We start from the raw sequence: 20867 nt of genomic DNA on the forward strand, positions 1-20867 counted from the left end.
TCGGTGCGGATCTGACGGCGGACTACGGGCCCCACGGCGCCGGGCACGGGACTCCGTCCGGTGGTGTCGACCGGCCTGCGGGACAGGTGGGGGCGGCGGCCCGAAGATGGAGGCGGCCACCCCTGGAACGGAGAGACCTCATGCTTGCGTCCTGGTACGACGAACAAGGGCCCGCCGCTGACGTGCTGCGCGTCGGCGAGCTGCCCGACCCCGCTCCCGGCCCCGGCGAGGTCCGGGTCCGGGTCACGGTCTCCGGCGTCAACCCCGGCGACGCCAAGAAGCGGCGCGGCTGGACCGGCTCCGCGATGCCCTACCCGCGCGTGATCCCGCACAGCGACGCCGCGGGTGTCGTCGACGCCGTGGGCGACGGCGTCGACGCGCGCCGCACCGGGCAGCGGGTGTGGGTGTACGGCGCCCAGTCCTACCGGCCGTTCGGCACGGCCGCCCAGTACACGGTGGTCCCCGACGGCCTCGCCGTCCCCCTGCCCGACCACCTCACGGACAGCCTCGGGGCGAGCCTCGGCATCCCGGGGATCACCGCACACCGTGCCGTGTTCGCCGACGGCCCGGTCGACGGGAAGCTCCTCCTGGTCCACGGTGTGCTCGGCGGCGTCGGCTCACTGGCCGCCCAGCTCGCGCGCTGGGCCGGGGCCACCGTCATCGGCACCGTCCGCCACGGCTCCGACCTGGACCGCGTCGACCCGGCGGTCGTCTCCCACGCCGTCGCCCTCGACGGGGGTGACCCGGCCGCCCTGATCCGCGCGCACGCGCCCGACGGCGTGGACCGGATCATCGAGGTGTCGCTGTCCGACAACGCCGACCTGGACAACGCCGTCGCCACGAACGGCGCGGTCATCGCCGCGTACGCCACCCGGGCCGACCGTACCGAACTCCCGTTCTGGCCGCTGCTGTTCAACAACGTCACGCTCCGCCTGCTGGGCAGCGACGACTTCCCCGCCGAGGCCAAACGGCAGGCCGCCCGCGACCTGACCGCCGCCGCCGCGGTCGGCGCCCTCACCCTGGAGGTCGGCGCGCGCTACCCGCTCGCCGACATCGCCAAGGCTCACGACCACGTCGACGCCGGCAGCCGAGGCCGGGTCCTGCTCGACCTCCCCGACTGACCTCCCACAGCCCATGCCGGCCCCCGCGGCCCCGGGTCGGCCCTCACGTCGCACTCGGGGCCAGGGCCGCCTGGCGGCGACGACGGGCCGATGGCCATCCCGTCCGCCTCCGGGCAGACTGACGCCATGGAGGACGAGGGCGGCGAGGCCGCCTGCTGGTTGAGCCTGGTCTGCCCGGAGTGCGGCAAGGTCCGCGAACGGGACGGCAGTTGCGCCTGCCCACCCGCAGCGGAGGACCCCACCACCAGCAAGCCGTCCGCCTGACCAGGAGCCTGCCGCGGGCGGCTAGGGCTTGTCTGACAAGCCCTAGCGCACCAGCCCGTGCAGCAGCAGCTCGGCGAGGTGGCCGTAGGCCTCGGCGTCGGCGAGGCCGGTGGCCTCGGCGACCTGGCGCTGCTGGATGCGCACCATGACGGAGCTGATCACGTCCGCCGCGAAGGCCACGTGGGTCTCGCGGAAAGCGCCTTCCGCCACGCCTTCCTGGATCAGCCGCTGGATCCGCCGCGCGGCGGCGCGGGTGTTGCGGCCGTAGACCTCGGCGGCAGGTTCGAAGGCCGCGACGTCGTCGAAGAACCGCGCGGAGCCGGGGGCGAGTTCGGCGGAGACGGCGCGCAGGTAGGCGCCGAGGCGGGCGGCCGGGTCGGTCTCGGCGGCGAGTGCGGCCTCGACCCGCGCGGTGGCGCTGCGGAAGAAGTGGACGACGACCGTGCGGACCAGCTGTTCCTTGGAGCCGGCCAGCCCGTAGAGGGTGCGCTTCGAGCAGTGCAGCCGGGCGGCGAGGTCGTCCAGGGTGAACTGGGCGAAACCCTCGGCGACGACCAGGGCGACCAGTTCTTCGAAGAGGGCGGACCGGCGCGCGGCGCCCCGTCCGGTGGGCTGGGGGGCGGCGGCACTGTCGATCACCCGGTCAGTATGACAGTCGGTCTCCGACCTCTCACCGATGTCCGGTCTCCCAGGTCGGAGGCGGTTGCGCTACGCTAACCGGTACTGACGTACCGCTTTGCGTACCGCTTGGAGCCGGAACATGGCTGTGGATCGCTTGCTTCCCACCGAAGAAGCCGCGGACCTGATCGCGTTGACCCGCGATCTCGCCGACAAGGAGCTCGCCCCGAAGGTCGACTCGTACGAGAAGCAGGAGCGCTACCCCGAGGGGCTGTTCGCGCTGCTGGGCCAGGCCGGGCTGCTCGGCCTGCCGTACTCGGAGGAGTTCGGCGGCGGCGGCCAGCCCTACGAGGTGTACCTGCAGGTGCTGGAGGAGCTGGCCTCCCGCTGGGCGGCCGTCGCGGTGGCCACCAGCGTGCACACGCTGGCGTGCCACCCGGTGAACGCGTTCGGCACGCCGGAGCAGAAGGAACGCTGGCTGCCGAAGATGCTGGCGGGCGAGCTGATCGGCGGCTACAGCCTCTCCGAGCCGAACGCCGGCTCGGACGCGGCGGCGCTGACCTGCAAGGCCGAGCCGGCGGACGGCGGCTACCGGATCACCGGCACCAAGGCGTGGATCACCCACGGCGGCAAGGCCGACTTCTACGCGCTGTTCGCCCGTACCGCGCCCGGCCCGCACGGTGTGTCGTGCTTCCTGGCGCCGGGTCAGGTCGACGGTCTGACCTTCGGCGCGCCGGAGGAGAAGATGGGCCTGAGCGCGGTGCCGACCACCGCCGCGTACTGGGACGGGGCGCTGCTGGAGTCCGAGCGGCTGGTCGGCTCCGAGGGGCAGGGCCTGCCGATCGCCTTCTCGGCGCTGGACTCCGGCCGGCTCGGCATCGCGGCCTGCGCGACCGGCCTGGCGCAGGCGGCGCTGGACACCGCCGTGGAGTACGCCAACCAGCGCACCACCTTCGGCCGGAAGATCCTCGACCACCAGGGCCTGGGCTTCCTGCTCGCCGACATGGCGGCCGCGGTGGACTCGTCGCGGGCCACCTACCTGGACGCGGCGCGCCGCCGCGACCTGGGCCGACCGTTCAGCCGGCAGGCCAGCGTGGCGAAGCTGATCGCCACCGACGCGGCGATGAAGGTGACCACCGACGCGGTGCAGGTGCTCGGCGGCTACGGCTACACCCGGGACTTCCCGGTCGAGCGGTTCATGCGCGAGGCGAAGATCATGCAGATCTTCGAGGGCACCAACCAGATCCAGCGGCTGGTGATCAGCCGCCAGTTCGCGCGCTGAGTCCGGCAGTTCGGCCGCTCCGGCCGCCACCTGGTACTTCGACGGTTCGTCAGATTGGGAGTTCGACCATGCAGCTCACCGGTATCGCCGCCCTGGTCACTGGCGCGGCCTCCGGTCTCGGGGCCGCCACCGCCGCACACCTCGCCGGGCGGGGCGCGCACGTGTACGGCCTGGACCTGCCGAAGGCGGTGGAGTCCGCGCCGACCCCGCCGGAGGGCGTGACCCTGCTGCCCGCCGACGTCACCGAGGAACAGCCGGTGCGCGACGCGCTGGCCCGCATCGCGGCGGACGGCCGGGAGCTGCGGATGGCGGTGAACTGCGCGGGCATCGCCCCGTCGGCGCGGATCATGGGCCGCCGCGGGCCGCACGACCTGGACCTGTTCCGCACGGTGCTGAACGTCAACCTGCTCGGCACCTTCAACGTGCTGCGGCTGGCCGCGGAGGCCATGTCGGCGCTGGAGCCGGACGCCGAGGGCCAGCGCGGCCTGGTGGTCAACACCGCCTCCATCGCGGCGTTCGAGGGCCAGGTCGGGCAGATCGCGTACGCGGCGTCCAAGGCGGGCGTGGCGGGCATGACCATCACGGCGGCGCGCGACCTGTCGCAGTACGGGATCCGGGTGGTCACCATCGCCCCGGGCATCGTCGACACGCCGATGATGGCGGGCTTCTCCGACGAGGTCCGGGCGGGCCTGGCCGCGACCGTCACCTTCCCGAAGCGCCTCGCCCAGCCGGAGGAGTACGCCCGCCTGGTGGGCATGGTCGCCGACCACGACTACCTGAACGGCGAGACCATCCGGATGGACGGCGCACTGCGGATGTCCGCCCGCTGAGCAGAAGATCGGCGAAGGTTCGACAACGAGCTGAGGGCGACGGCTGCGAGGCAGTACCGTCTGGTGCGGCGCGGCGTCGGGTGAGGTGACGTCAGGCGCACACGGAGGCGTACGGGCCAGGCTCGCAGGGGGCGGTTTTCGCATGGGCAACCAGATCGTCAAGGCGCTCGAGCACGCCGCCGAGAAGCTCGGCACCACGCTGGCCAAGGACGCCGGCAAGGCGGTCCGGGACTTCTACCACTCCGCCGGCCAGAACATGAAGAAGGTCGCGAAGAACGTCCGCGACCTGGAGGAGAAGCACGCCAAGGACCTGGCGAAGATCTTCGAGGGCGGCGAGAAGGGCCTCCCGCACCCCCGCTGACACGGCGGCGGGGGCGGGGGGCGCGGCCGCACGTTCGGCGGCCGGGGCCGCGACCAGGTCCGCTCGCCGCGGCACGCGGGCCGTCGTGAGGACTCGATCTGCCCGGGCGGTGAGCCGGTCGACATGGCGACCGGCCGGATGTTCATCAAGCAGGTCGACGTCAACCTGCCGGGATCGCTGCCGCTGCTGTTCGTCCGGAACTTCGAGTCGGGCTACCAGGCCGGGCGGTGGATGGGCCCGCGCTGGACCTGCACCTTCGACGAGCGCCTGGAGATCGACGCCGAGGGCGTGGTCTACCTCTCCCCGGACCTGTTCGCCCAGGCCTACCCGCACCCCGAGCCGGGCGATCCGGTGCACGCGAGTGCCGGCGTGCGCTGGGAACTGGCCCTGACCGACCGGGGCGACTACACCCTCACCGACCCCGCCACCGACATCGTCCGCGAGTTCAAGCTCCAACCCGGCGGCGAAGACGCCCTGTTGACGAAGGTCCGGGACCGCCACGGCCGCCACTACACCCTCGCCTACGACGAGGACGGCACCCCGCTGTCGATCACCCACTCCGGCGGCTACACCCTCCTCGTCACCACCGACAACGACCGGATCACCGCCCTGCGCCTCGCCGGCGCCGGCGAGGACGGCCGCGACGCGCTCCTGCTGCGCTACGGCTACACCGACGGCCACCTGTCGTCCGTCTACAACTCCTCCGGCAAGCCCATGCGGTTCGCCAACGACGCCGGCGGCCGCGTCCTGTCCTGGACCGACCGCAACAACTCCCAGTACCTGTACGCCTACGACGCCCACGACCGGGTCGTCGACGAGGGCGGCGCCGACGGGGCGCTGCGCTTCCACTTCGACTACGCCGACCCGGACCCCGTCACCGGCATCCGCGTCCACTCCGAGACCAACGCCCTCGGCCACACCACCCGGTACCACGTCAACGAGCACGCCCAGATCGTCGCCCAGGTCGACCCGCTCGGGAACACCGTCCGCCACGAACGCGACGACCACGACCGACTGCTCGCCGAGACCGACCCGCTCGGCCACACCACCCGCTACGCGTACGACGGCGCCGACGACCTGATATCCGTCACCCGGCCGGACGGCGAGCAGGCCGTCGTAGAGTACGGCCCCACCGTCGGTCTGCCCACCCGGGTGGTCGAACCGGGCGGTGCGACCTGGCTGTTCACCTACGACGAGCGCGGGCACCGCACCTCGCTGACCGACCCGAGCGGCGCGGTCACCTCCTACGGGTACGACGAGCTGGGCCATCTCTCCACCGTCGCCGACGCGTTGGGGCACACCACCCGGATCCGCTGCGACGCCGCCGGGCTGCCGGTGGAGATCACCGACGCGGGCGGTGCCGTCACCCGGTGCGAGCGGGACGCCTTCGGCCGCGTCAGCACGGTCGTCGACGCGCTCGGCGGCGTCAGCCGGTTCAGCTGGACCGTCGAGGGCCGGCCGGCGTCCCGCACCGCGCCCGACGGCAGCACCGAGAGCTGGACGTACGACGGCGAGGGCAACCTGCTCACCTCGACCGACCAGCTCGGCCGGACCACCTCCTTCGAGTACACCCACTTCGAAGCGCTGGCCGCCCGCACCGACCCCGACGGCGCCCGGACCACCTTCACCCACGACGCCCACATGCAGCTCGTGGCCGTCGCCGACGCCCTCGGCCGGCGCTGGGAGTACCGCTACGACGCCGCGGGCCGGCTGGTCGGCGAGAGCGACTTCCAGGGCCGACTGACGGCCTATCAGCTCGACGCGGCCGGTCGGCCGGTCGTGACGACGAACCCGCTCGGCGAGCAGATCCGCTACACCTACGACGAGTTGGGCCGCACCGTCGCCAAGGACGCGGCCGGGCGCGTCACCAGGTACGCCTTCGACCCCGCGGGCCGCCTGGTCCGCGCCGTCGGCCCGGACGCCGAGGTCACCCGGACCCTCGACGCGCTCGGCAACCTGCTGACCGAAACCGTCAACGGCCGCACCACCAGCCACTCCCGGGACGCCCTGGGCCGCCGCACCGGCCGCACCACCCCCAGCGGTCACACCAGCACCTGGACCTACGACGCGGCGGGCCGCCCCAGCGCGCTGACCGTCCCGGGCGGCGGCCTGGCCTTCCACCACGACGTCCTCGGCCGCGAGCTGGAGCGCACCCTGGGCGAGAACCTCACCCTCGCCCGCACCTGGGACCCCCGGCACCGCCTCACCTCCCAGACCCTGCGGACGACCGCCCCCGCCGGCCCCGCCGTCCTGCAGCAGCACGCCTACGCCTACCGGCCCGACGGTCACCTCACCGGCGTCGACGACCTGCTCACCGGCCCGCGCACCTTCGACCTCGACCCGGCCGGACGCATCACCGCGGTGCACGCCGCCGGCGCCCCCGAGCGGTACTCCTACGACCCGGCCGGCAACCTCACGTCCGCCGAATGGCCGGCCACGTCCGCCACCGGTGCGGCCCTCGGCGACCGGACCTACATCGGCACGCAGCTCACCGCGGCGGGCGGGATCCGCTACGAGTACGACGCCGCCGGCCGCACCGTGCTCCGGCAGCGGGCCCGGGAGTCCCGGAAGCCCGACACCTGGCACTACACCTGGGACGCCGAGGGGCGCCTCACCGAGGTCACCACCCCCGACCGCACCAGGTGGCGCTACCGGTACGACCCGTTCGGCCGCCGCATCGCCAAGCAGCGCCTGGCCGCGGACGGTGCGAGCGTCGCGGAGCAGATCGACTTCACCTGGGACGGCACGCTCCTCGCGGAGCAGACCACCACCGCCCCCTACCTGCCCGGTCCGCACACCCTCAGCTGGGACTACCACGGCCTGCACCCGATCGCCCAGAGCGAGACCATCACCACCGCCGGCCCGGACGCCTCGCAGGAGCAGATCGACCGTCGCTTCTTCGCGGTCGTCACCGACCTGATCGGCACGCCCACCGAGCTCGTCGACCCCGTCACCGACACCATCGCCTGGCGCGCGGTCCCCACCGCCTGGGGCAACACCACCTGGCCCGCCGACAGCACCACCTACACGCCGCTGCGCTTCCCGGGCCAGTACTTCGACCCCGAGACGCGCCTGCACTACAACCTCAACCGCTACTACGACCCCGAGACCGCCCGCTACACCAGTCCCGACCCGCTCGGTCTGGTCCCCTCCCCCAACCCCGACGGCTACGTCCGCAACCCGCACACCTGGTCCGACCCGCTCGGTCTCTCGCCGCACGCCCACTCCCGCCCCGCGCTGCCCCCGGCGCTCCGTGAGCCGCCCAACCTGCCGGGCTCGCCGATCACTTCGCGGCTCGGCCGGCCGGGAGAGACGTTCAACATGGTGATCTCGCGCGGCCAGCCGGTGTCGCGGCCCGGTGGCTTCGGCACCTTCGACGACGTGCCGAACCAGGACTTCGTCCGCCACCAGCTGGCGATCCGCACCGACTGGAAGTCGGACGTGTCGCTGGTCCAGCGGTACGCCTTCCCCATGGACGGCGAGCCGATCCGGATCCAGGAGAGCGTCATCGGCCCCCAGCACGACCCGCTGCTCGGCCACCTCCCGGGCGGCGGCGCCACCCAGTTGGAGATCTTGAAGTTCGAGGACCGTGCCAGACTGATCCCCGTTGGCGATCCCTTCGAGATCTCCTGACCGCGGGAGATCGAGGAGAGCGGACACACCGAGAGAGGCACGCCGTGGACATCGACTGGCAGAACGGATCGCGCACCGTGCGCTGGGGCACGGACGGCGCCGCGGAGCGGACGTTCGACCGCCCGCCGGTCTCCGTGGTCGGGTTCGACGACCCGCCGAGCATCCTCGTCATCGAGGACCCCGAGGACCCCGCGGGCGGCACGGCGCAGCCCAGCAACGCGCTGGTCCTGAACCCGGACGGCACCGAACGGCTCCGGCTGGCCGTGCCCGACGTCCCGGAGCCGTCCTGGCGGATCGGCTACTACACCGCCTACCCGGACGTCGACGGCGGGATCGTCGCCGTCTACGCGACCCGGGTCGGGGACCTGCAGGGCCGACCGGACCTGACCACGGGAGCGTTGCACGACGTGCGCGAGTGGCGCTGACCGCACGTCAGCTGACGGGCCGTCGACCGCCGCCGCGAGCGCTCAGCGGCGCGCGGGCCAGCGGTCGACGGGCAGCGGGCCGCGGCTGAGCACGGTGCGGATGGCGAAGGTGGAGCGGGCGTCGCGGACCGGGCCGATGGACAGGATGTCGTCCAGCAGCACCTGTTCGTAGGTGGCGAGGTCGGGCACCGCGACCTCGACCAGGAAGTCGGCCTCGCCGGACACCACGTGGCAGGCGACCACGGCGGGGATCGCGGTGAGGGCCCGTTCGATCTGCCGGGAGGTCTCCCGGGAGTGCTGGTCGACGGTCAGCGCGATGAACACCGTCAGGCCCAACCCGACCTTGTCGCGGTCGAGTTCGGCGCGGTAGCCGGCGATGACGCCGTCCGCCTCCAGGGCCTTGGTGCGGCGCAGGCAGGAGGACGGGGAGAGCCGGACCGCCTCGGCGAGGTCGACGTTGGCGGTGCGCCCGTGGCGCTGCAGGTGTTCCAGGATGGCACGATCGATGCGGTCGTACTGCTGGTTCGGCATGCTGTGCACCCTAGCGGGCCGATCGCGGTGGAATGTGCCGTTCCGGAGCCGGATCGGGGCTGGATTCGCCATCGCGTGCCGCGCGATCGGGACCATGATCGAGCCATGACCGAGACCTCCCGTCCGAAGACCGACACCTCCGGCTCGTACCTCTCCACGACCGGCGCGTCCGCGCTGTACATCGGCGCGCTGCTCGGCCCGAGTCTGCTGCTGCTGCCGGGCCTGGCCGCCCGGCTGGCCGGACCGGCCTCCCTGCTGCTGTGGCTGGCGCTGCTGGTGCTCTCCGGCCTGATCGCGGCGGTCTTCTGCGGCCTCGGCACCCGCTTGGGCTCGACCGGCGGGGTCGCCCGGTACACCGCGGCGGGGCTCGGCGAGCGGGCCGGGGCGGCGGCCGCCTGGTGCTTCCTGGCCGGCGTGGTGCTCGGCGCGCCGGTGGTCTGCCTGATCGGAGGCCGGTACGCGGCGGCGATGCTCGGTGCCGGGGACGGGGTGGCGATCTGGGCGGCGCTCGGCCTGCTGGCGGTGGTCCTGGCGGTCCGGCTGGCCGGGGTGCGGACCGGGGTGAAGCTGCAGCTCGTCCTCGTCGCGGTGCTGGCCGCACTGGTGGTGCTGGCGGTGCTCGGGGCGGCGCCGCACGCGCGGGCGGCGAACTGGCACCCGTGCGCGCCGCACGGCTGGTCGGGGATCGCACAGGCCGCGCCGCCGCTGATGTTCGCCTTCGTCGGCTGGGAGGCCGCGGCGCCGCTGACCACCCGGCTGCGCGACCCGCGCCGGCAACTGCGCCGGGTGGTGCTGGCCGCGTTCGCGGTGACCTCGCTGGTGTACCTGGGGCTGGCGGCGGCCACCGTCGGCGTGCTGGGCGCGGGAGCGGGCGGGCCGGTACCGCTGGCGGACCTGCTGCGGGTGGCGATCGGCGCCGCGGGCCCGACGCTCGCGGTGGTGCTGGCGCTCGCCCTGACCCTGGCGGCGACCAACGCCTACCTCACCGGCGCGGCCGCGATGGCCGAGGCCCTGCTGCCGCGGAAGGCCCGCGGTGCGGTTCCCGGCGGCGGCGACGCGGCCGGTGGCGGGCGACGTGGCACGGTGGGGATCGTCGCGGTGACCGCGCTGACCGGTGGCCCGATGATCCTGCTGGTGGGCAACGGTGTGCTCGGCACCGACCAGCTGGTGTCGGTGCCGACGGCGCTCTTCCTGGCGGTCTACCTGGGCTGCACGGCGGCCGCGGCGCGGGTGCTGCCGGGCGCGCTGCGGCTCGCCGCGGCGATCTCCGCCGTCACGGTCCTGGTCCTGCTGGCCGGTACGGGCTGGCCGGCCCTGGCCGCGGCCGCCGTGGCCCTGCTCGCGGCCGCCCGCACTCCCGCGGCCCGGCCGGTGCCTGCGGACGCGACGACGGACGTGGCGACCGACGCGGCGGCGACGGCGCGGTCGGACCGTCAGCCGGCCTGAGTCGGCGGGTCACCAGTCGGCGACCTGATAGTCCTTCAGGAAGACGCCGGAGAGCGGCTCGCCGGCCTCGCCCCGGACGATCGGGTCGTACACCCGGGCCGCGCCGTCGACGATGTCGAGCGGGGTGCGGAAGCCGGCGGCGGCGATCCGGTTCTTCTTCGGCGCCGGGTTCTCGTCGGTGATCCAGCCGGTGTCGACCGCGCACATGTGCACGCCGCGGGCGGCGAGTTCGGCGGCACTGGTGCGGGTGAGCATGTTCAGCGCGGCCTTGGCCATGTTGGTGTGCGGGTGTCCGGCGGTCTTGTTGCGGACGGCGAACCGGCCCTCCACGGCGGTCACGTTGACGATGTACCTGGCCGGGTGCGGGGACGCCTCCAGCAGCGGCAGCAGGCGGTCGCAGAGCAGCGCCGGGGCGAGGGCGTTGACCAGCTGGGTCTCCAGCACCTCCGCCGGGTCGAGGCAACCGAGCGTCGCCGACCAGGAGTTGGCCGCGGCGGTGTCGGGCAGCAGCCCGGCCTCGTCGGCCACCGGCCGCAGCCGGACCGGGAGTTCGCCGGGTAGCAGGTCCGCCGGGGCCAGTTCGGCGGCGGGCCAGGCCGCGGTGAGCGCCGGCAGCGGACGGAACCCGGGTGCGTGGCCGACCTGTGCGGGCACCGGTCCCCGCTCCCCGGCGGCCAGCAGGGCGTACGCCTCGGGCAGCCGGCGGACGGTCTGCGCGGCGTTGTTCACCAGGATGTCCAACGGCCGGCCGTCGGACCGCAGTTGCCCGCAGAGGCCGAGAACCTGGCGCGGGTCGCGGAGGTCGATGCCGACCACGTGCAGCCGGTGCAGCCACTCCGCGCTGCCGTCGGCGGCCCGGAAGCGGCGCACCGTGTCGTGCGGGAAGCGGCTGGTGACGGTCAGTTCGGCGCCGTCGCGAAGCATCATCAGGGCCAGCTGGAAGCCGATCTTGACCCGGCCGCCGGTCAGCAGCGCACGGCGGCCGCGCAGGTCGGTGCTGAGCCCGCGACGGGCGGTGTTGTCGGCGGCACAGCCCGGGCAGAGCCGGTGGTAGAACGAGTCGACCCGCCGGTAGCGCTCCTTGCAGACGTAGCAACGCTGGCTGCGGCCGAGTTCGCCGAGCGCGAGGGTCGCGGGAGCGAGGGTCGCGGGAGCGAGGGTCGCAGGCGCGAGGGTCGCAGGCGCGAGGGCGGAGGCGGTCGCGGAGGCGGCGTGCTTGGTAGGGCTGGGTGACCCGGGGTCCGGTGCGGCGGCGGTGGTCGGTGCGGGGCCGGGTAGCGGGGCGTCCTCGCGGCGGTCGGTGGCGCCGGTGGCGGTGGCGGCGAGCAGCTCGGCGTCGGCGCGGGCGGTGGCGGTGCGGCGTTCCCGACGGCGGCCGGTGCGACCGTCGCGGACGAAGGACTCGGCGACGCGTTCGGCGCGCAGCCGTACCGGGTGGTCGGCGGGGAGCGCGCGCAGCCGTCCGAGGGTCCGGTCGAGGGCGGCGAGTTCCGTCTCGTCGGGCACGGGCGTGCTCATCTGGTCCCCTGGTGCGGCGGGTTGTGGTCCCGCCGCTGTCCGCGGGTGACTGTGCCGAAGCAGGGTGGGCCCGGCCGGATTCGAACCGGCGTGTTCCGGTTTTACAGACCGGCGCGTCTGCCTCTGCGCACACGAGGCCCACCCCTACTGCCTCCCGGGGGCCGGATTCGAACCGGCGTGCTCCGCCTTGCGAAGGCGGCGGCGGCTGCCTCTGCGCCCACGCCCGGAAGTGAAACGGATGCTACCGCCCGCCGGGGGGCACTCAGCAAACGCTTTCCGAGCGCCCCCTCCGGCACGTCACCGGCCCCGCCCTGGCTTGCCGTTCGGCCTCGCCGACAGACGCTGGCGCTGGGCCCTGCCGTTCGGCCTTGCCGACAGGCGCTGCCGCCAGGCCTTGCCGATAGGCGTGCCGTTCGGTCTTGCCGACAGGCGCTGCCGCTCGGCCTTGCGGATTGGCGCTGGCATTAGGCCGTGCCGCAAGGCCCTGCCGGCCGACCTTGCCAGGGCGCTGCCGCAAGGCCTTGCCGTTCGGCCTCGCCAATTGGCGCTGCCGCCAGGCCGGCCCTGCCGTTAAGTCTTGGCCCGCCCGGCCGGCCGCTAGGCCTGTCGCAGGTCGGGGAAGTCGCTGTCCCAGTACTCGTTCGGGTGGCGTTCCTCGGTGCGCTGTGCCTCGTGGGTGCGCAGTTCGACGCGGCGGATCTTGCCGGAGATGGTCTTCGGCAGGTCGCCGAACTCGAGGCGGCGGATCCGCTTGTACGCGCTGAGCTTCTCGCGGGTGAACGCGAGGATGTCGCGGGCGAGTTCGGGGCTCGGGGTCTTCCCGTCGACCAGCAGGACGTACGCCTTGGGAACGGCCAGGCGCACCGGGTCGGGTGACGGGACGACCGCGGCCTCGGCGACGGCCGGGTGCTCGATCAGGACGCTCTCCAGCTCGAACGGGGAGATCCGGTAGTCGCTGGCCTTGAAGACATCGTCGGCGCGGCCGACGTAGGTGATGTAGCCGTCGGCGTCCTGGGCGGCGACGTCGCCGGTGCGGTAGTGGCCGTCGCGCATCGCCTCGGCGGTGCGCTCCTCGTCGCCGCGGTAGCCGGTCATCAGGCCGAGTGGGCGGCGGGCCAGGTCGAGGCTCAACTCGCCTTCCTCGGCGGGCTTCCCGTCGGCGTCGAGCAGTGCGACGTGGTAGCCGGGCAGCGGCCGTCCCATCGAGCCGAGCCGGACGGGCTGGCCGGGGGTGTTGCCGACCTGGGCGGTGGTCTCGGTCTGGCCGAAGCCGTCCCGGATGGTCAGGCCCCAGGCGGCGCGGACCTGTTCGATCACCTCGGGGTTCAACGGCTCGCCGGCGCCGACGAGTTCGCGCAGCTCGGTGCGGTGCGAGGCCAGGTCGGCCTGGATCAGCATCCGCCACACGGTGGGCGGGGCGCAGAGCGCGGTGACCCGGCAGCGGGTGATCACGTCGAGGAGCTGGGCGGCGTCGAACCGGGCGTAGTTGAAGACCAGGACGGTCGCGCCGGCGTTCCACGGTGCGAAGAAGTTGCTCCAGGCGTGCTTGGCCCAGCCGGGCGAGGAGATGTTGAGGTGCACGTCGCCGGGGCGCAGGCCGATCCAGTACAGGGTGGAGAGGTGGCCGACCGGATAGGAGGCGTGGGTGTGCTCGACTAGCTTCGGCTTGGAGGTGGTGCCGGAGGTGAAGTACAGCAGCAGCGGGTCCGTGGCCAGGGTCGGGCCGTCCGGGGTGAAGTCCGCGGAGGCGCCGTCGACCGCCGTGTAGGGGTGCCAGCCTTCGGGCGTGTCGGTGCCGACGGCGATCCGCAGCGGCGCGCCCGGGAGGCCGGTGAAGCGGTCGGCGACCTCGGCGGCGGCGATCACCGACCGGACCTCGCCGCGCTCCAGCCGGTCGGCCAGGTCCTCGGCGGAGAGCAGCAGGGTGGCCGGGATCAGCACCACGCCGAGCTTGATCGCACCGAGCATCACCTCCCAGAGTTCGCTGACGTTGCCGAGCATCACGAGGACCCGGTCGCCGCGTCGCAGCCCGAGGTCGCGCAGGTGGTTGGCGACCTGGTCGGAGCGCTTGGCCAGGGCGTCGAAGCTGTGGATCCGCTCGCCGCCGTCGCCGTCGACCACCCACAGCGCCGTCGCGTCGTTGCCGCGCGCCATCGGGTCGAAGTAGTCGAGCGCCCAGTTGAACTCGCCCAGCTCCGGCCAGCGGAACTCCTCCCGCGCCGCCTGGTAGTCGGTGCGGTGCCGGAACAGCACCTCCCGCGCCGCGAGGAAGTTGGCCGCGGACTCCGCCCGCCCCGGTCCGGACGCGGCACCGCCCGTCCCCCGTCCCGACTGCCCTGACCGCCCCGACTGCCCCGACTGCGCCACGGTGCCTGCGTTCTGCGCTGAACCCATGCCTGTCCCCTCTGTCTCTCGGTACCTCCGCCCCCGCACTCCCCGCTCCGCGGGGGAGTTCGCCCGGATGGCGGACAGCTCCACTGCACGTACCGTACGGGTCCGGCTCGCGGCGGGCCATGAGGCCTCACCCGCACCGCCGAACGGCCGTGCCTCCGGACGGGGCCGGTGGCCGTTCGGCCCGGCGTGGCGCGTTGGACCGGTGGTGTCCGCGGGTCATGCTGGGCCCTGGCCGGGAGTTGCCGTTCCGAAGGGGGTCGTCCGGACATGGCGACGCGAGTTCCCGGCCGGGCGGCGACGGCCACCGTGGACGGCCGGGGCAGGGTGACCGGCTGGTCGGCGGCGGCCGAGGAGTTGCTCGGCCTCTCCGCCCGACGGGCCCTGGGGCGTACCGCGACCGATCTGTTGGCGGGCGACCCCCCGCCGGAGCTGCTGCACGCGCTGTCCCGGCAGTCGACCTTCACGGGCATGGTCCGGCTCGGCCGGAGCGGCGAGGAGCCGGTCGCGGTGGAGCTGGGCGTCGTTCCGCTGCGGACCCCCGAGTCCGGCCTCGGCTGGGTGCTGACGGCGCGTCCGCTCTCCGCCGACGCCCGGTCGGCTCCGGTCGCCGCAGCGCCCGGTGGGACCGCGGCCGGTGCCGAGGACCGGGCCAGGAGGCGGCTCGCGCTGCTCTCCGAGGCCGGGCTGCGGATCGGCTCGACCCTCGAAGTCGACCGGACCGCACAGGAGTTGGCCGACGTCGCCACCGAGGGCTTCGCGGACTTCGTCGGCATCGACCTGCTCGACTCGGTGTTCCGCGGCGGCGCCCCGTCGCACGCCGGGCTGGTCTTCTACCGGGTGGCGCAGCAGTCGGTCCTGCCGCACTGCCCGGAGTCCGCGGTGCGGATCGGGACCACCGACGCGATCGGCCCGGACTCCCCGATGTCGCAGGTGCTCACCTCGGGCCGGCCGCTGCGCACCGACTACCGCGACCCGGCGATCCGCTCGTGGCTCGTCCAGGAGCCTCAACGGGCGGATCTGGCCGACGAGTTCGGCATCCACTCGGCCCTGCTCGCGCCGCTCACCGCGCGCGGCACCACGCTGGGCGTGGCGATCTTCCTGCGGCATCGGACGCCGGACGCGTTCGACGACGACGACCTGCTGCTCGCCACCGAGTTGACGGCGCGGGCCGCGCTGTCCATCGACAACGCCCGCCAGTACACCCACCAGCGCGAGACCGCCCTGGCCTTGCAGCGTTCGCTGCTGCCGCGCAGCACGCCGCGGCAGGCCGCGGTGGAGGTGGCGTTCCGCTACCTCCCGGCGAACGGCCGGGAGGGCGTGGGCGGCGACTGGTTCGACGTGATCCCGCTGTCGGGCGCACGGGTGGCGCTGGTGGTCGGCGATGTGGTCGGGCACGGGGTGGCGGCCTCCGCGGCGATGGGCCGGCTGCGCACCGCCGTCCGCACGCTGGCGGACATCGACATGCCGCCGGACGAGTTGCTGACCCACCTGGACGACCTGGTGCTGCGGGTGGACCGCGACGAGCTGCCGGAGGGCGGCGCCAACGACTGGGCGGGCGGCAGCGTCGGCGCGAGCTGCCTGTACGCGGTGTACGACCCGGTTTCGCGGTCCTGCGCGTTGGCCCGGGCCGGGCATCCCGGCCCGGCGCTGGTCACCCCGGACGGCACCGTGATCTTCCCCGAGCTGCCGCCGGGCCCGACCCTGGGACTCGGCGGACTCCCCTTCGAGGCCTCCGAGTTGGCCGTCCCCGAGGGCACGGTGCTGGCGCTGTACACGGACGGGCTGCTGCGCGCCTCCGAGCTGCGCGGCGATCCCGGGCTCGGCCTGGACCGGCTCGCCCGGGCGCTCGCCACCCCGGCCGCGTCGCTGGAGGATCTCTGCGACCGGGCGCTGTCGGCCACCCTGGCGGGCAGGCCGCCGAGTGACGACGTGGCGCTGCTGCTGGCCCGCACCCGGGCGCTGCACGAGGACGACGTGGCGGACTGGCCGCTGGAGCGCGACCCGTCCGAGGTCGCGCGGGCGCGGAAGCTGGTGACCGCGAAGCTCGCCGACTGGGGTCTCGAAGAGACCGGTTTCGTCACCGAGTTGGTGGTCAGCGAACTGGTCACCAACGCGGTGCGCTACGGTCTGGCGCCGATCGGGCTGCGGCTGATCCGGGACGGCGGAATGCTGCTCTGCGAGGTCTCCGACGGCAGCAGCACCGCCCCGCACCTGCGCCGGGCCCGCACCTACGACGAGGGCGGGCGCGGCCTGCTGCTGGTGGCCCAGCTGTGCCGCAACTGGGGCACCCGGCACACCCCGCGCGGCAAGACCATCTGGGCGGAGCAGGAACTGTGAGCCGCCGGACCGGAACTGACGGATCGTCAGCTCCGGTGCCGGGGGCCGGGGTTCAGCTGCTCTGGTAGTAGCCGAGCAGGTCGACCATGAAGTCGGTGTCCTGCCAGCCCTGGTTCCAGATGTCGACGATGCCGCCCTTGCCGCCCGGGGTCTGCGCGACGTTCGGGACGGTCGCGCCGGCCGTCCAGTTCAGCGTCGAGGAGACCGGCCGCGGCGGCGTGAGCGCGGTGCCGTTCTGGTAGTCGGACCAGAAGTTGGGGTCGGGGGTGACCGACAGGAAGCCCGGTCCGCCGGTGTTGGTGACGGTGGTGTTCAGCGCCCACCCGTCCACCTCGGGGGTGGTGGTGTCGCTCTCCAGCCGCATCGCGAAGTAGCTGCGGGCGGGCAGCGGCCCGGCCGGCCGGCCCCAGCTGGTCTTGCGGCTGTCGACGATCCGGAACGGCACCCAGGTCGGGACGAACGCCGCGCGGCTGTCGGGCGTGTAGTAGCCGACCACGTCGACCACCACGTCCGCCGGGCGCCAACTTCCGTTGCGCACCGAGATCTTGCCGTCCTTGCCGATCGGCACGATCACCGCGTTGGCGACCGTCTGGCCGGCCGTGAAGTTCACGTTGGAGGCGTTCGGCACGCCCTGTCCGGCCGGGTAGGCGGTCAGGTGACCGGCTTCCTGCGGGTTGGTGACCGTCAGGTTGAGCGCCACGGCGGTGGCGCCCGCCGGAACGCCGGTCGCGCCGGCGATCTGCACGTCGAAGGAGTTCCCGCCGGCGACCTGCCCGCGCGCCGTCCCGAGGCCCTCGCGGGTGTCGACGGCGCGGGTCTGCGGCACCGCCCGGTACCCGGCGGCGCGGGCGGGCGCGAAGTAGCCGGTGATGTCGGCGATCAGGTCGACCGGCTCCCAGCCCGCGTTGAACAGGTACACGAACCCGTTGTCGTCGAGCCTGCTGAGCACCAGGTTGGGCACGGTCTGCCCGGCCACGAAGTTCAGGTTCGAGGTCTCGGCGCTCTCGGCGAGGGCCTTCTCGGACTCCACCGAGATGTGGCCGGGCCCGGTGGTGCCGGTGACCGTGACGTTCATCGCGACGGCGGTGGCGCCCGCCGGGACCTGTCCCGCACTGGTGATCTTCAGCGCCACCGTGGTGCGCGCGGGCACCTTGGCCCGGCTGTAGCCGGTGCCATCGCGGGTGTCGAGCACCCGGGTCGGCCGGTGCGGGGTGAACTCGGCGCCCCCGGTGGTGACCGCGACCTGGTTGCTCGCCTCGACCCCGTTGGTGGTGTCCTTCGCGGTCACCGTGACGCCGAAGATCCCCACCCCGGGGTAGCGGTGCCGGGTGGTCCGGCTGTCGCCGCCGTAGGCGCGGGCGTCCACCGCGAAGGTCTCCGACGTCCCGTCACCCCAGTTGACGGTGATCTCCAGCGCGCCGTCCTTGGTGTCGAGGACGGAGGTCCGCAGGTCGATGTCGTGCGCACCCCAGGTGGTGGCGGACAGGCCGACCGTGACGGACGCGTCGCCGGGCGCGCTCTGCGGCTGCGCCTCGCCCTGGCCGCGGGCGGCCGCGCCGGCCTTCGGCGCCACCACGGTGCGATCGGCGGGGCTGCTGTACGTCTTGCCCTGCAGTGCCCGGCCGAGGTCGGCTCCGGCGCTCCCCTGCCCGGCACTCCCCTGCCCGGCGGACGCCGCAACCGCTGCAACCGGCGCTACCGGCGCAGCGGGTGCCGCGCCGGGACCCGCCGCCACGGCGACGCCGGGAGTCAGACCAACACCGGCCGCCACCAGGGCAGCCGGAACCACGAGTCGGCGATTGCGCACCGAAATCCCCCAACGTACATCGGTCAACACTCGAACTGCTGTCCACAGTTCGCGTACCCGCCCACAGTACCCGTCACAGCGCGGCCCGCAGCGCCTCCCGGAGCCGGCCGTGGTGCTCGGCGAGCAGCCGGGCGGCGGTCGGGGCGTCGCAGCCGGCGAGGATCAGCAGGATGGCGTCCTTCACCCGGCCGCCGGTGGCGTCCAACGCGGCGTCAACGGTCGGCGTGTCGGCGTCGGTTGCGAGCGCGACGATCCGGCGGGAGCGGACCCGGAGCTTCTCGTTGGTCGCGCGGACGTCGACCATCAGGTTCCCGTACGTCTTGCCGAGCCGGATCATGGCGATCGTCGAGAGCATGTTGAGCACCAGCTTCTGCGCGGTGCCGGCCTTCAACCGGGTGGACCCGGTGAGCAGTTCCGGTCCGGCGACCACCTCGATGCCGTGCTCGGCGGCGGCCGCCAGCGCGGAGCCGGCGTTGCACGAGAGCCCGACGGTGAGCGCGCCGAGCGCCCTGGCGTGCTCGACCGCGGCCAGCGCGTACGGGGTGCGGCCGGAGGCGGAGATGCCGACCACGGTGTCGTCGGCGGTGAGCCGCAGCGCGTCGAGGTCGGCGACGGCCGCGTCCCGGTCGTCCTCGGCGTTCTCCACGGCGGCGGTCATCGCCCGCTCGCCGCCCGCGATCAGTCCGACCACTTGGCCCGGCGCGGTGTTGAACGTCGGCGGGCACTCGCTGGCGTCCAGCACCCCGAGCCGCCCGGCCGTCCCGGCGCCCGCGTAGACCAGCCGCCCGCCCCGGCCCATCCGTTCGGCGATCGCGTCGATCGCCGCGGCGATGGCGGGCAGCGCCTCGGCCACCGCCGCCGGCACCTGCCGGTCCTCGCCGTTCATCAGCGCCGCGATCTCCACCGTCGGCAGCCGGTCGATCCCGGCCAGCTCCGGCCGGTACGCCTCGGTGGCCAGCCGGTCCAGCTGGGCGAACAGGTCTTCGTCGTGCTGCGGGCTACTCGTCACAGCCTCCGAGCCTAGGGCCTGTCGTCAAACTGCCGTCGCAGCCCCGCGTCGTCTGGTGCGTGCTCTCGGCGTGGGGCAGACGGGAGCTTGAAGACAGGCCCTGGTACCGCGGCAGCCTTCGCCCCGTCAGGCAAAGATCGCCTACCACGGCACCAATGCTGCGACTCGCCGCCGCCCACCCGATCGGAAAGCGTTTGCCGACCGCGTCGGCCGACCCGCGCATCGAACGGGCACCCTGTGGCGTCCGGCCGTCCCCGGCGGGCTAGTATCCCGGCTGCTCGACCCGCCGATCATTGCGGGCCCGTCACCTCTGGGGGATTCCATGGCGCCTCGCGTCATCCGCTGCACGTCGCTGTCCGCCGCCGCCCTGCTGCTGGCCGCGCTGCCCGCGGCCACGCCGGCCGAAGCGGCGGGCAACGGCACCGCCACCACCACCCTCGGCGGCGTCCCGTCCCGGGTGGCGACCGGCGACGGCTTCACCCTCTCCTTCACCGTCAAGTCCACCTCGCCGTACCGGATCCAGGTCGACACGCTCTACCTCAGCTTCTGGAACCGCACCGAGCGCGACGCCGGCCACCGCGGGGTCGACGCGCAGTGGCAGGACCCGGCGACCGGCGCCTGGCGCGCCTCCGACTTCAGCGACGGCATGGGCTGGAGCCTGTACGAGCGCGGGGCCGCGACCATCCAGCCGTACGGCTCGCTCACCGTCCACGTCCGCATCGCCATGGGCCCGTCGGCCCCCGCGGGCACCTACCAGGTCGGCACCAACGGCGTGTCCGCGTACAGCCTGGTCGACCAGGACGGGCACGGCGCCGGCAGCCTCGACTCGTACAACTACCCGCAGACCACGTTCGTCTACGGCGGCGGCGCCGCTCCCGCCACCCCGACCCGGACGACCGCCGCACCGTCCCGGACGGCCATCGCCGGTCACTCCTCGTCCCCCGTCGCGGACGACACCGCCGCGCGGGCGAGCGCCACGGCCGACGCCCCGTCACCCGTCGACTCGCCGACCCCGGCGCCGTCGCCCTCCGAGACGCCGAGCAGCTCTCCCACCGCGAGCGGCTCGCCGTCCCCGTCGGTGTCGGCGAGCACCACCGCGCTCTCCACCACCGGCGGCTCCGGCTCCGCCGCGACCCCGCTGGCCCTGGGGGCAGGCGCCGTCCTCGCAGGCGGGGCCGCCCTGGTCGTCGCCGTCCGCCGCCGCCGCACCGGCCCGTCGCAGGACGCCGGCTGACGCTCCGCCGGCCCGCTCGGTCACCGCTCGGCAAAGGCACCGCCACGGGGCCTGCGC

At 73.9% G+C, this 20867-nt stretch carries 16 protein-coding genes and 2 tRNA genes; 10 read left to right on the plus strand and 8 right to left on the minus strand.

Features of this window, described 5'->3' with window-relative positions:
- Nucleotides 1–140 precede the first annotated feature (140 nt).
- Both ACWD4U_RS14630 and ACWD4U_RS14635 read left to right on the plus strand, forming a co-directional pair.
- Nucleotides 141–1121, plus strand: a complete 981-nt coding sequence (locus ACWD4U_RS14630; protein ID WP_363449004.1) for an NADPH:quinone reductase — start codon at nt 141–143, stop codon at nt 1119–1121.
- 90 nt (nt 1122–1211) lie between these two features.
- Nucleotides 1212–1385 (plus strand): hypothetical protein, encoded by a 174-nt coding sequence (locus tag ACWD4U_RS14635; RefSeq protein WP_363449002.1) that lies wholly within the window; start codon nt 1212–1214, stop codon nt 1383–1385.
- A 42-nt stretch (nt 1386–1427) separates the two neighbouring features.
- Here ACWD4U_RS14635 and ACWD4U_RS14640 read toward each other — a convergent pair whose 3' ends face one another.
- Nucleotides 1428–2024 (minus strand): TetR/AcrR family transcriptional regulator, encoded by a 597-nt coding sequence (locus ACWD4U_RS14640; protein WP_363449000.1) that lies wholly within the window; start codon nt 2022–2024, stop codon nt 1428–1430.
- A gap of 121 nt (nt 2025–2145) precedes the next feature.
- On the opposite strand from ACWD4U_RS14640, the gene ACWD4U_RS14645 reads away from it, so the two are divergent.
- From ACWD4U_RS14645 to ACWD4U_RS14665, 5 genes are all read left to right on the plus strand, one after another.
- Complete coding sequence (locus ACWD4U_RS14645) at nt 2146–3285, plus strand: acyl-CoA dehydrogenase family protein (protein ID WP_363448998.1); 1140 nt, start codon at nt 2146–2148, stop codon at nt 3283–3285.
- Nucleotides 3286–3353: 68 nt separating this feature from the next.
- A complete protein-coding gene (locus ACWD4U_RS14650) occupies nt 3354–4115 on the plus strand; it encodes an SDR family NAD(P)-dependent oxidoreductase (RefSeq protein WP_363448996.1) in 762 nt (253 codons plus the stop codon).
- Between the two features lie 142 nt (nt 4116–4257).
- Entirely contained in the window at nt 4258–4476 is a 219-nt protein-coding gene (locus tag ACWD4U_RS14655; RefSeq protein WP_363448994.1) for a hypothetical protein, read from the plus strand.
- Between the two features lie 96 nt (nt 4477–4572).
- On the plus strand, nt 4573–8109 hold the full coding sequence (locus ACWD4U_RS14660; RefSeq protein ID WP_363449336.1) for an RHS repeat-associated core domain-containing protein: 3537 nt from the start codon (nt 4573–4575) through the stop codon (nt 8107–8109).
- Between the two features lie 44 nt (nt 8110–8153).
- On the plus strand, nt 8154–8534 hold the full coding sequence (locus ACWD4U_RS14665; RefSeq protein ID WP_363448992.1) for a hypothetical protein: 381 nt from the start codon (nt 8154–8156) through the stop codon (nt 8532–8534).
- Nucleotides 8535–8576: 42 nt separating this feature from the next.
- Here the strand turns inward: ACWD4U_RS14665 and ACWD4U_RS14670 are convergent, their stop codons facing one another.
- On the minus strand, nt 8577–9065 hold the full coding sequence (locus ACWD4U_RS14670) for an Lrp/AsnC family transcriptional regulator (protein ID WP_363448990.1): 489 nt from the start codon (nt 9063–9065) through the stop codon (nt 8577–8579).
- A gap of 105 nt (nt 9066–9170) precedes the next feature.
- Between ACWD4U_RS14670 and ACWD4U_RS14675 the strand changes: the two genes are divergently transcribed.
- A complete protein-coding gene (locus tag ACWD4U_RS14675) occupies nt 9171–10511 on the plus strand; it encodes an APC family permease (protein WP_363448988.1) in 1341 nt (446 codons plus the stop codon).
- Nucleotides 10512–10520: 9 nt separating this feature from the next.
- On the opposite strand, the gene ACWD4U_RS14680 is transcribed toward ACWD4U_RS14675, so the two are convergent.
- The 4 genes from ACWD4U_RS14680 to ACWD4U_RS14695 all read right to left on the minus strand — a co-directional run bounded on the left by ACWD4U_RS14680 (nt 10521) and on the right by ACWD4U_RS14695 (nt 14423).
- Nucleotides 10521–12029, minus strand: a complete 1509-nt coding sequence (locus tag ACWD4U_RS14680) for an SDR family oxidoreductase (protein ID WP_363448986.1) — start codon at nt 12027–12029, stop codon at nt 10521–10523.
- Between the two features lie 65 nt (nt 12030–12094).
- Nucleotides 12095–12169, minus strand: a tRNA-Tyr gene (locus ACWD4U_RS14685).
- Between the two features lie 12 nt (nt 12170–12181).
- Nucleotides 12182–12257: transfer RNA gene (locus ACWD4U_RS14690), tRNA-Ala, on the minus strand.
- Nucleotides 12258–12626: 369 nt separating this feature from the next.
- Nucleotides 12627–14423 (minus strand): AMP-binding protein, encoded by a 1797-nt coding sequence (locus tag ACWD4U_RS14695; RefSeq protein WP_363448984.1) that lies wholly within the window; start codon nt 14421–14423, stop codon nt 12627–12629.
- Nucleotides 14424–14690: 267 nt separating this feature from the next.
- Between ACWD4U_RS14695 and ACWD4U_RS14700 the strand changes: the two genes are divergently transcribed.
- Complete coding sequence (locus tag ACWD4U_RS14700; protein WP_363448982.1) at nt 14691–16760, plus strand: ATP-binding SpoIIE family protein phosphatase; 2070 nt, start codon at nt 14691–14693, stop codon at nt 16758–16760.
- A 52-nt stretch (nt 16761–16812) separates the two neighbouring features.
- Here ACWD4U_RS14700 and ACWD4U_RS14705 read toward each other — a convergent pair whose 3' ends face one another.
- Nucleotides 16813–18336: a hypothetical protein gene (locus ACWD4U_RS14705; protein WP_363448980.1), complete on the minus strand. Its 1524-nt coding sequence runs from the start codon at nt 18334–18336 to the stop codon at nt 16813–16815.
- A 304-nt stretch (nt 18337–18640) separates the two neighbouring features.
- On the minus strand, nt 18641–19576 hold the full coding sequence (murQ, locus tag ACWD4U_RS14710) for an N-acetylmuramic acid 6-phosphate etherase (protein WP_363448977.1): 936 nt from the start codon (nt 19574–19576) through the stop codon (nt 18641–18643).
- A 322-nt stretch (nt 19577–19898) separates the two neighbouring features.
- On the opposite strand from murQ, the gene ACWD4U_RS14715 reads away from it, so the two are divergent.
- On the plus strand, nt 19899–20810 hold the full coding sequence (locus ACWD4U_RS14715; RefSeq protein ID WP_363448975.1) for a hypothetical protein: 912 nt from the start codon (nt 19899–19901) through the stop codon (nt 20808–20810).
- Nucleotides 20811–20867 lie beyond the last annotated feature (57 nt).

The organism is Kitasatospora sp. NPDC002522, assembly GCF_053595195.1.

Coding starts and splice junctions, on each gene's coding strand:
- ACWD4U_RS14630 (WP_363449004.1), top strand. CDS start 141: ATGCTTGCGTCCTGGTACGACGAACAAGGGCCCGCCGCTGACGTGCTG.
- ACWD4U_RS14635 (WP_363449002.1), top strand. CDS start 1,212: ATGGCCATCCCGTCCGCCTCCGGGCAGACTGACGCCATGGAGGACGAG.
- ACWD4U_RS14645 (WP_363448998.1), top strand. CDS start 2,146: ATGGCTGTGGATCGCTTGCTTCCCACCGAAGAAGCCGCGGACCTGATC.
- ACWD4U_RS14650 (WP_363448996.1), top strand. CDS start 3,354: ATGCAGCTCACCGGTATCGCCGCCCTGGTCACTGGCGCGGCCTCCGGT.
- ACWD4U_RS14655 (WP_363448994.1), top strand. CDS start 4,258: ATGGGCAACCAGATCGTCAAGGCGCTCGAGCACGCCGCCGAGAAGCTC.
- ACWD4U_RS14670 (WP_363448990.1), bottom strand. CDS start 9,065: ATGCCGAACCAGCAGTACGACCGCATCGATCGTGCCATCCTGGAACAC.
- ACWD4U_RS14675 (WP_363448988.1), top strand. CDS start 9,171: ATGACCGAGACCTCCCGTCCGAAGACCGACACCTCCGGCTCGTACCTC.
- ACWD4U_RS14680 (WP_363448986.1), bottom strand. CDS start 12,029: ATGAGCACGCCCGTGCCCGACGAGACGGAACTCGCCGCCCTCGACCGG.
- ACWD4U_RS14695 (WP_363448984.1), bottom strand. CDS start 14,423: ATGGGTTCAGCGCAGAACGCAGGCACCGTGGCGCAGTCGGGGCAGTCG.
- ACWD4U_RS14700 (WP_363448982.1), top strand. CDS start 14,691: ATGGCGACGCGAGTTCCCGGCCGGGCGGCGACGGCCACCGTGGACGGC.
- ACWD4U_RS14715 (WP_363448975.1), top strand. CDS start 19,899: ATGGCGCCTCGCGTCATCCGCTGCACGTCGCTGTCCGCCGCCGCCCTG.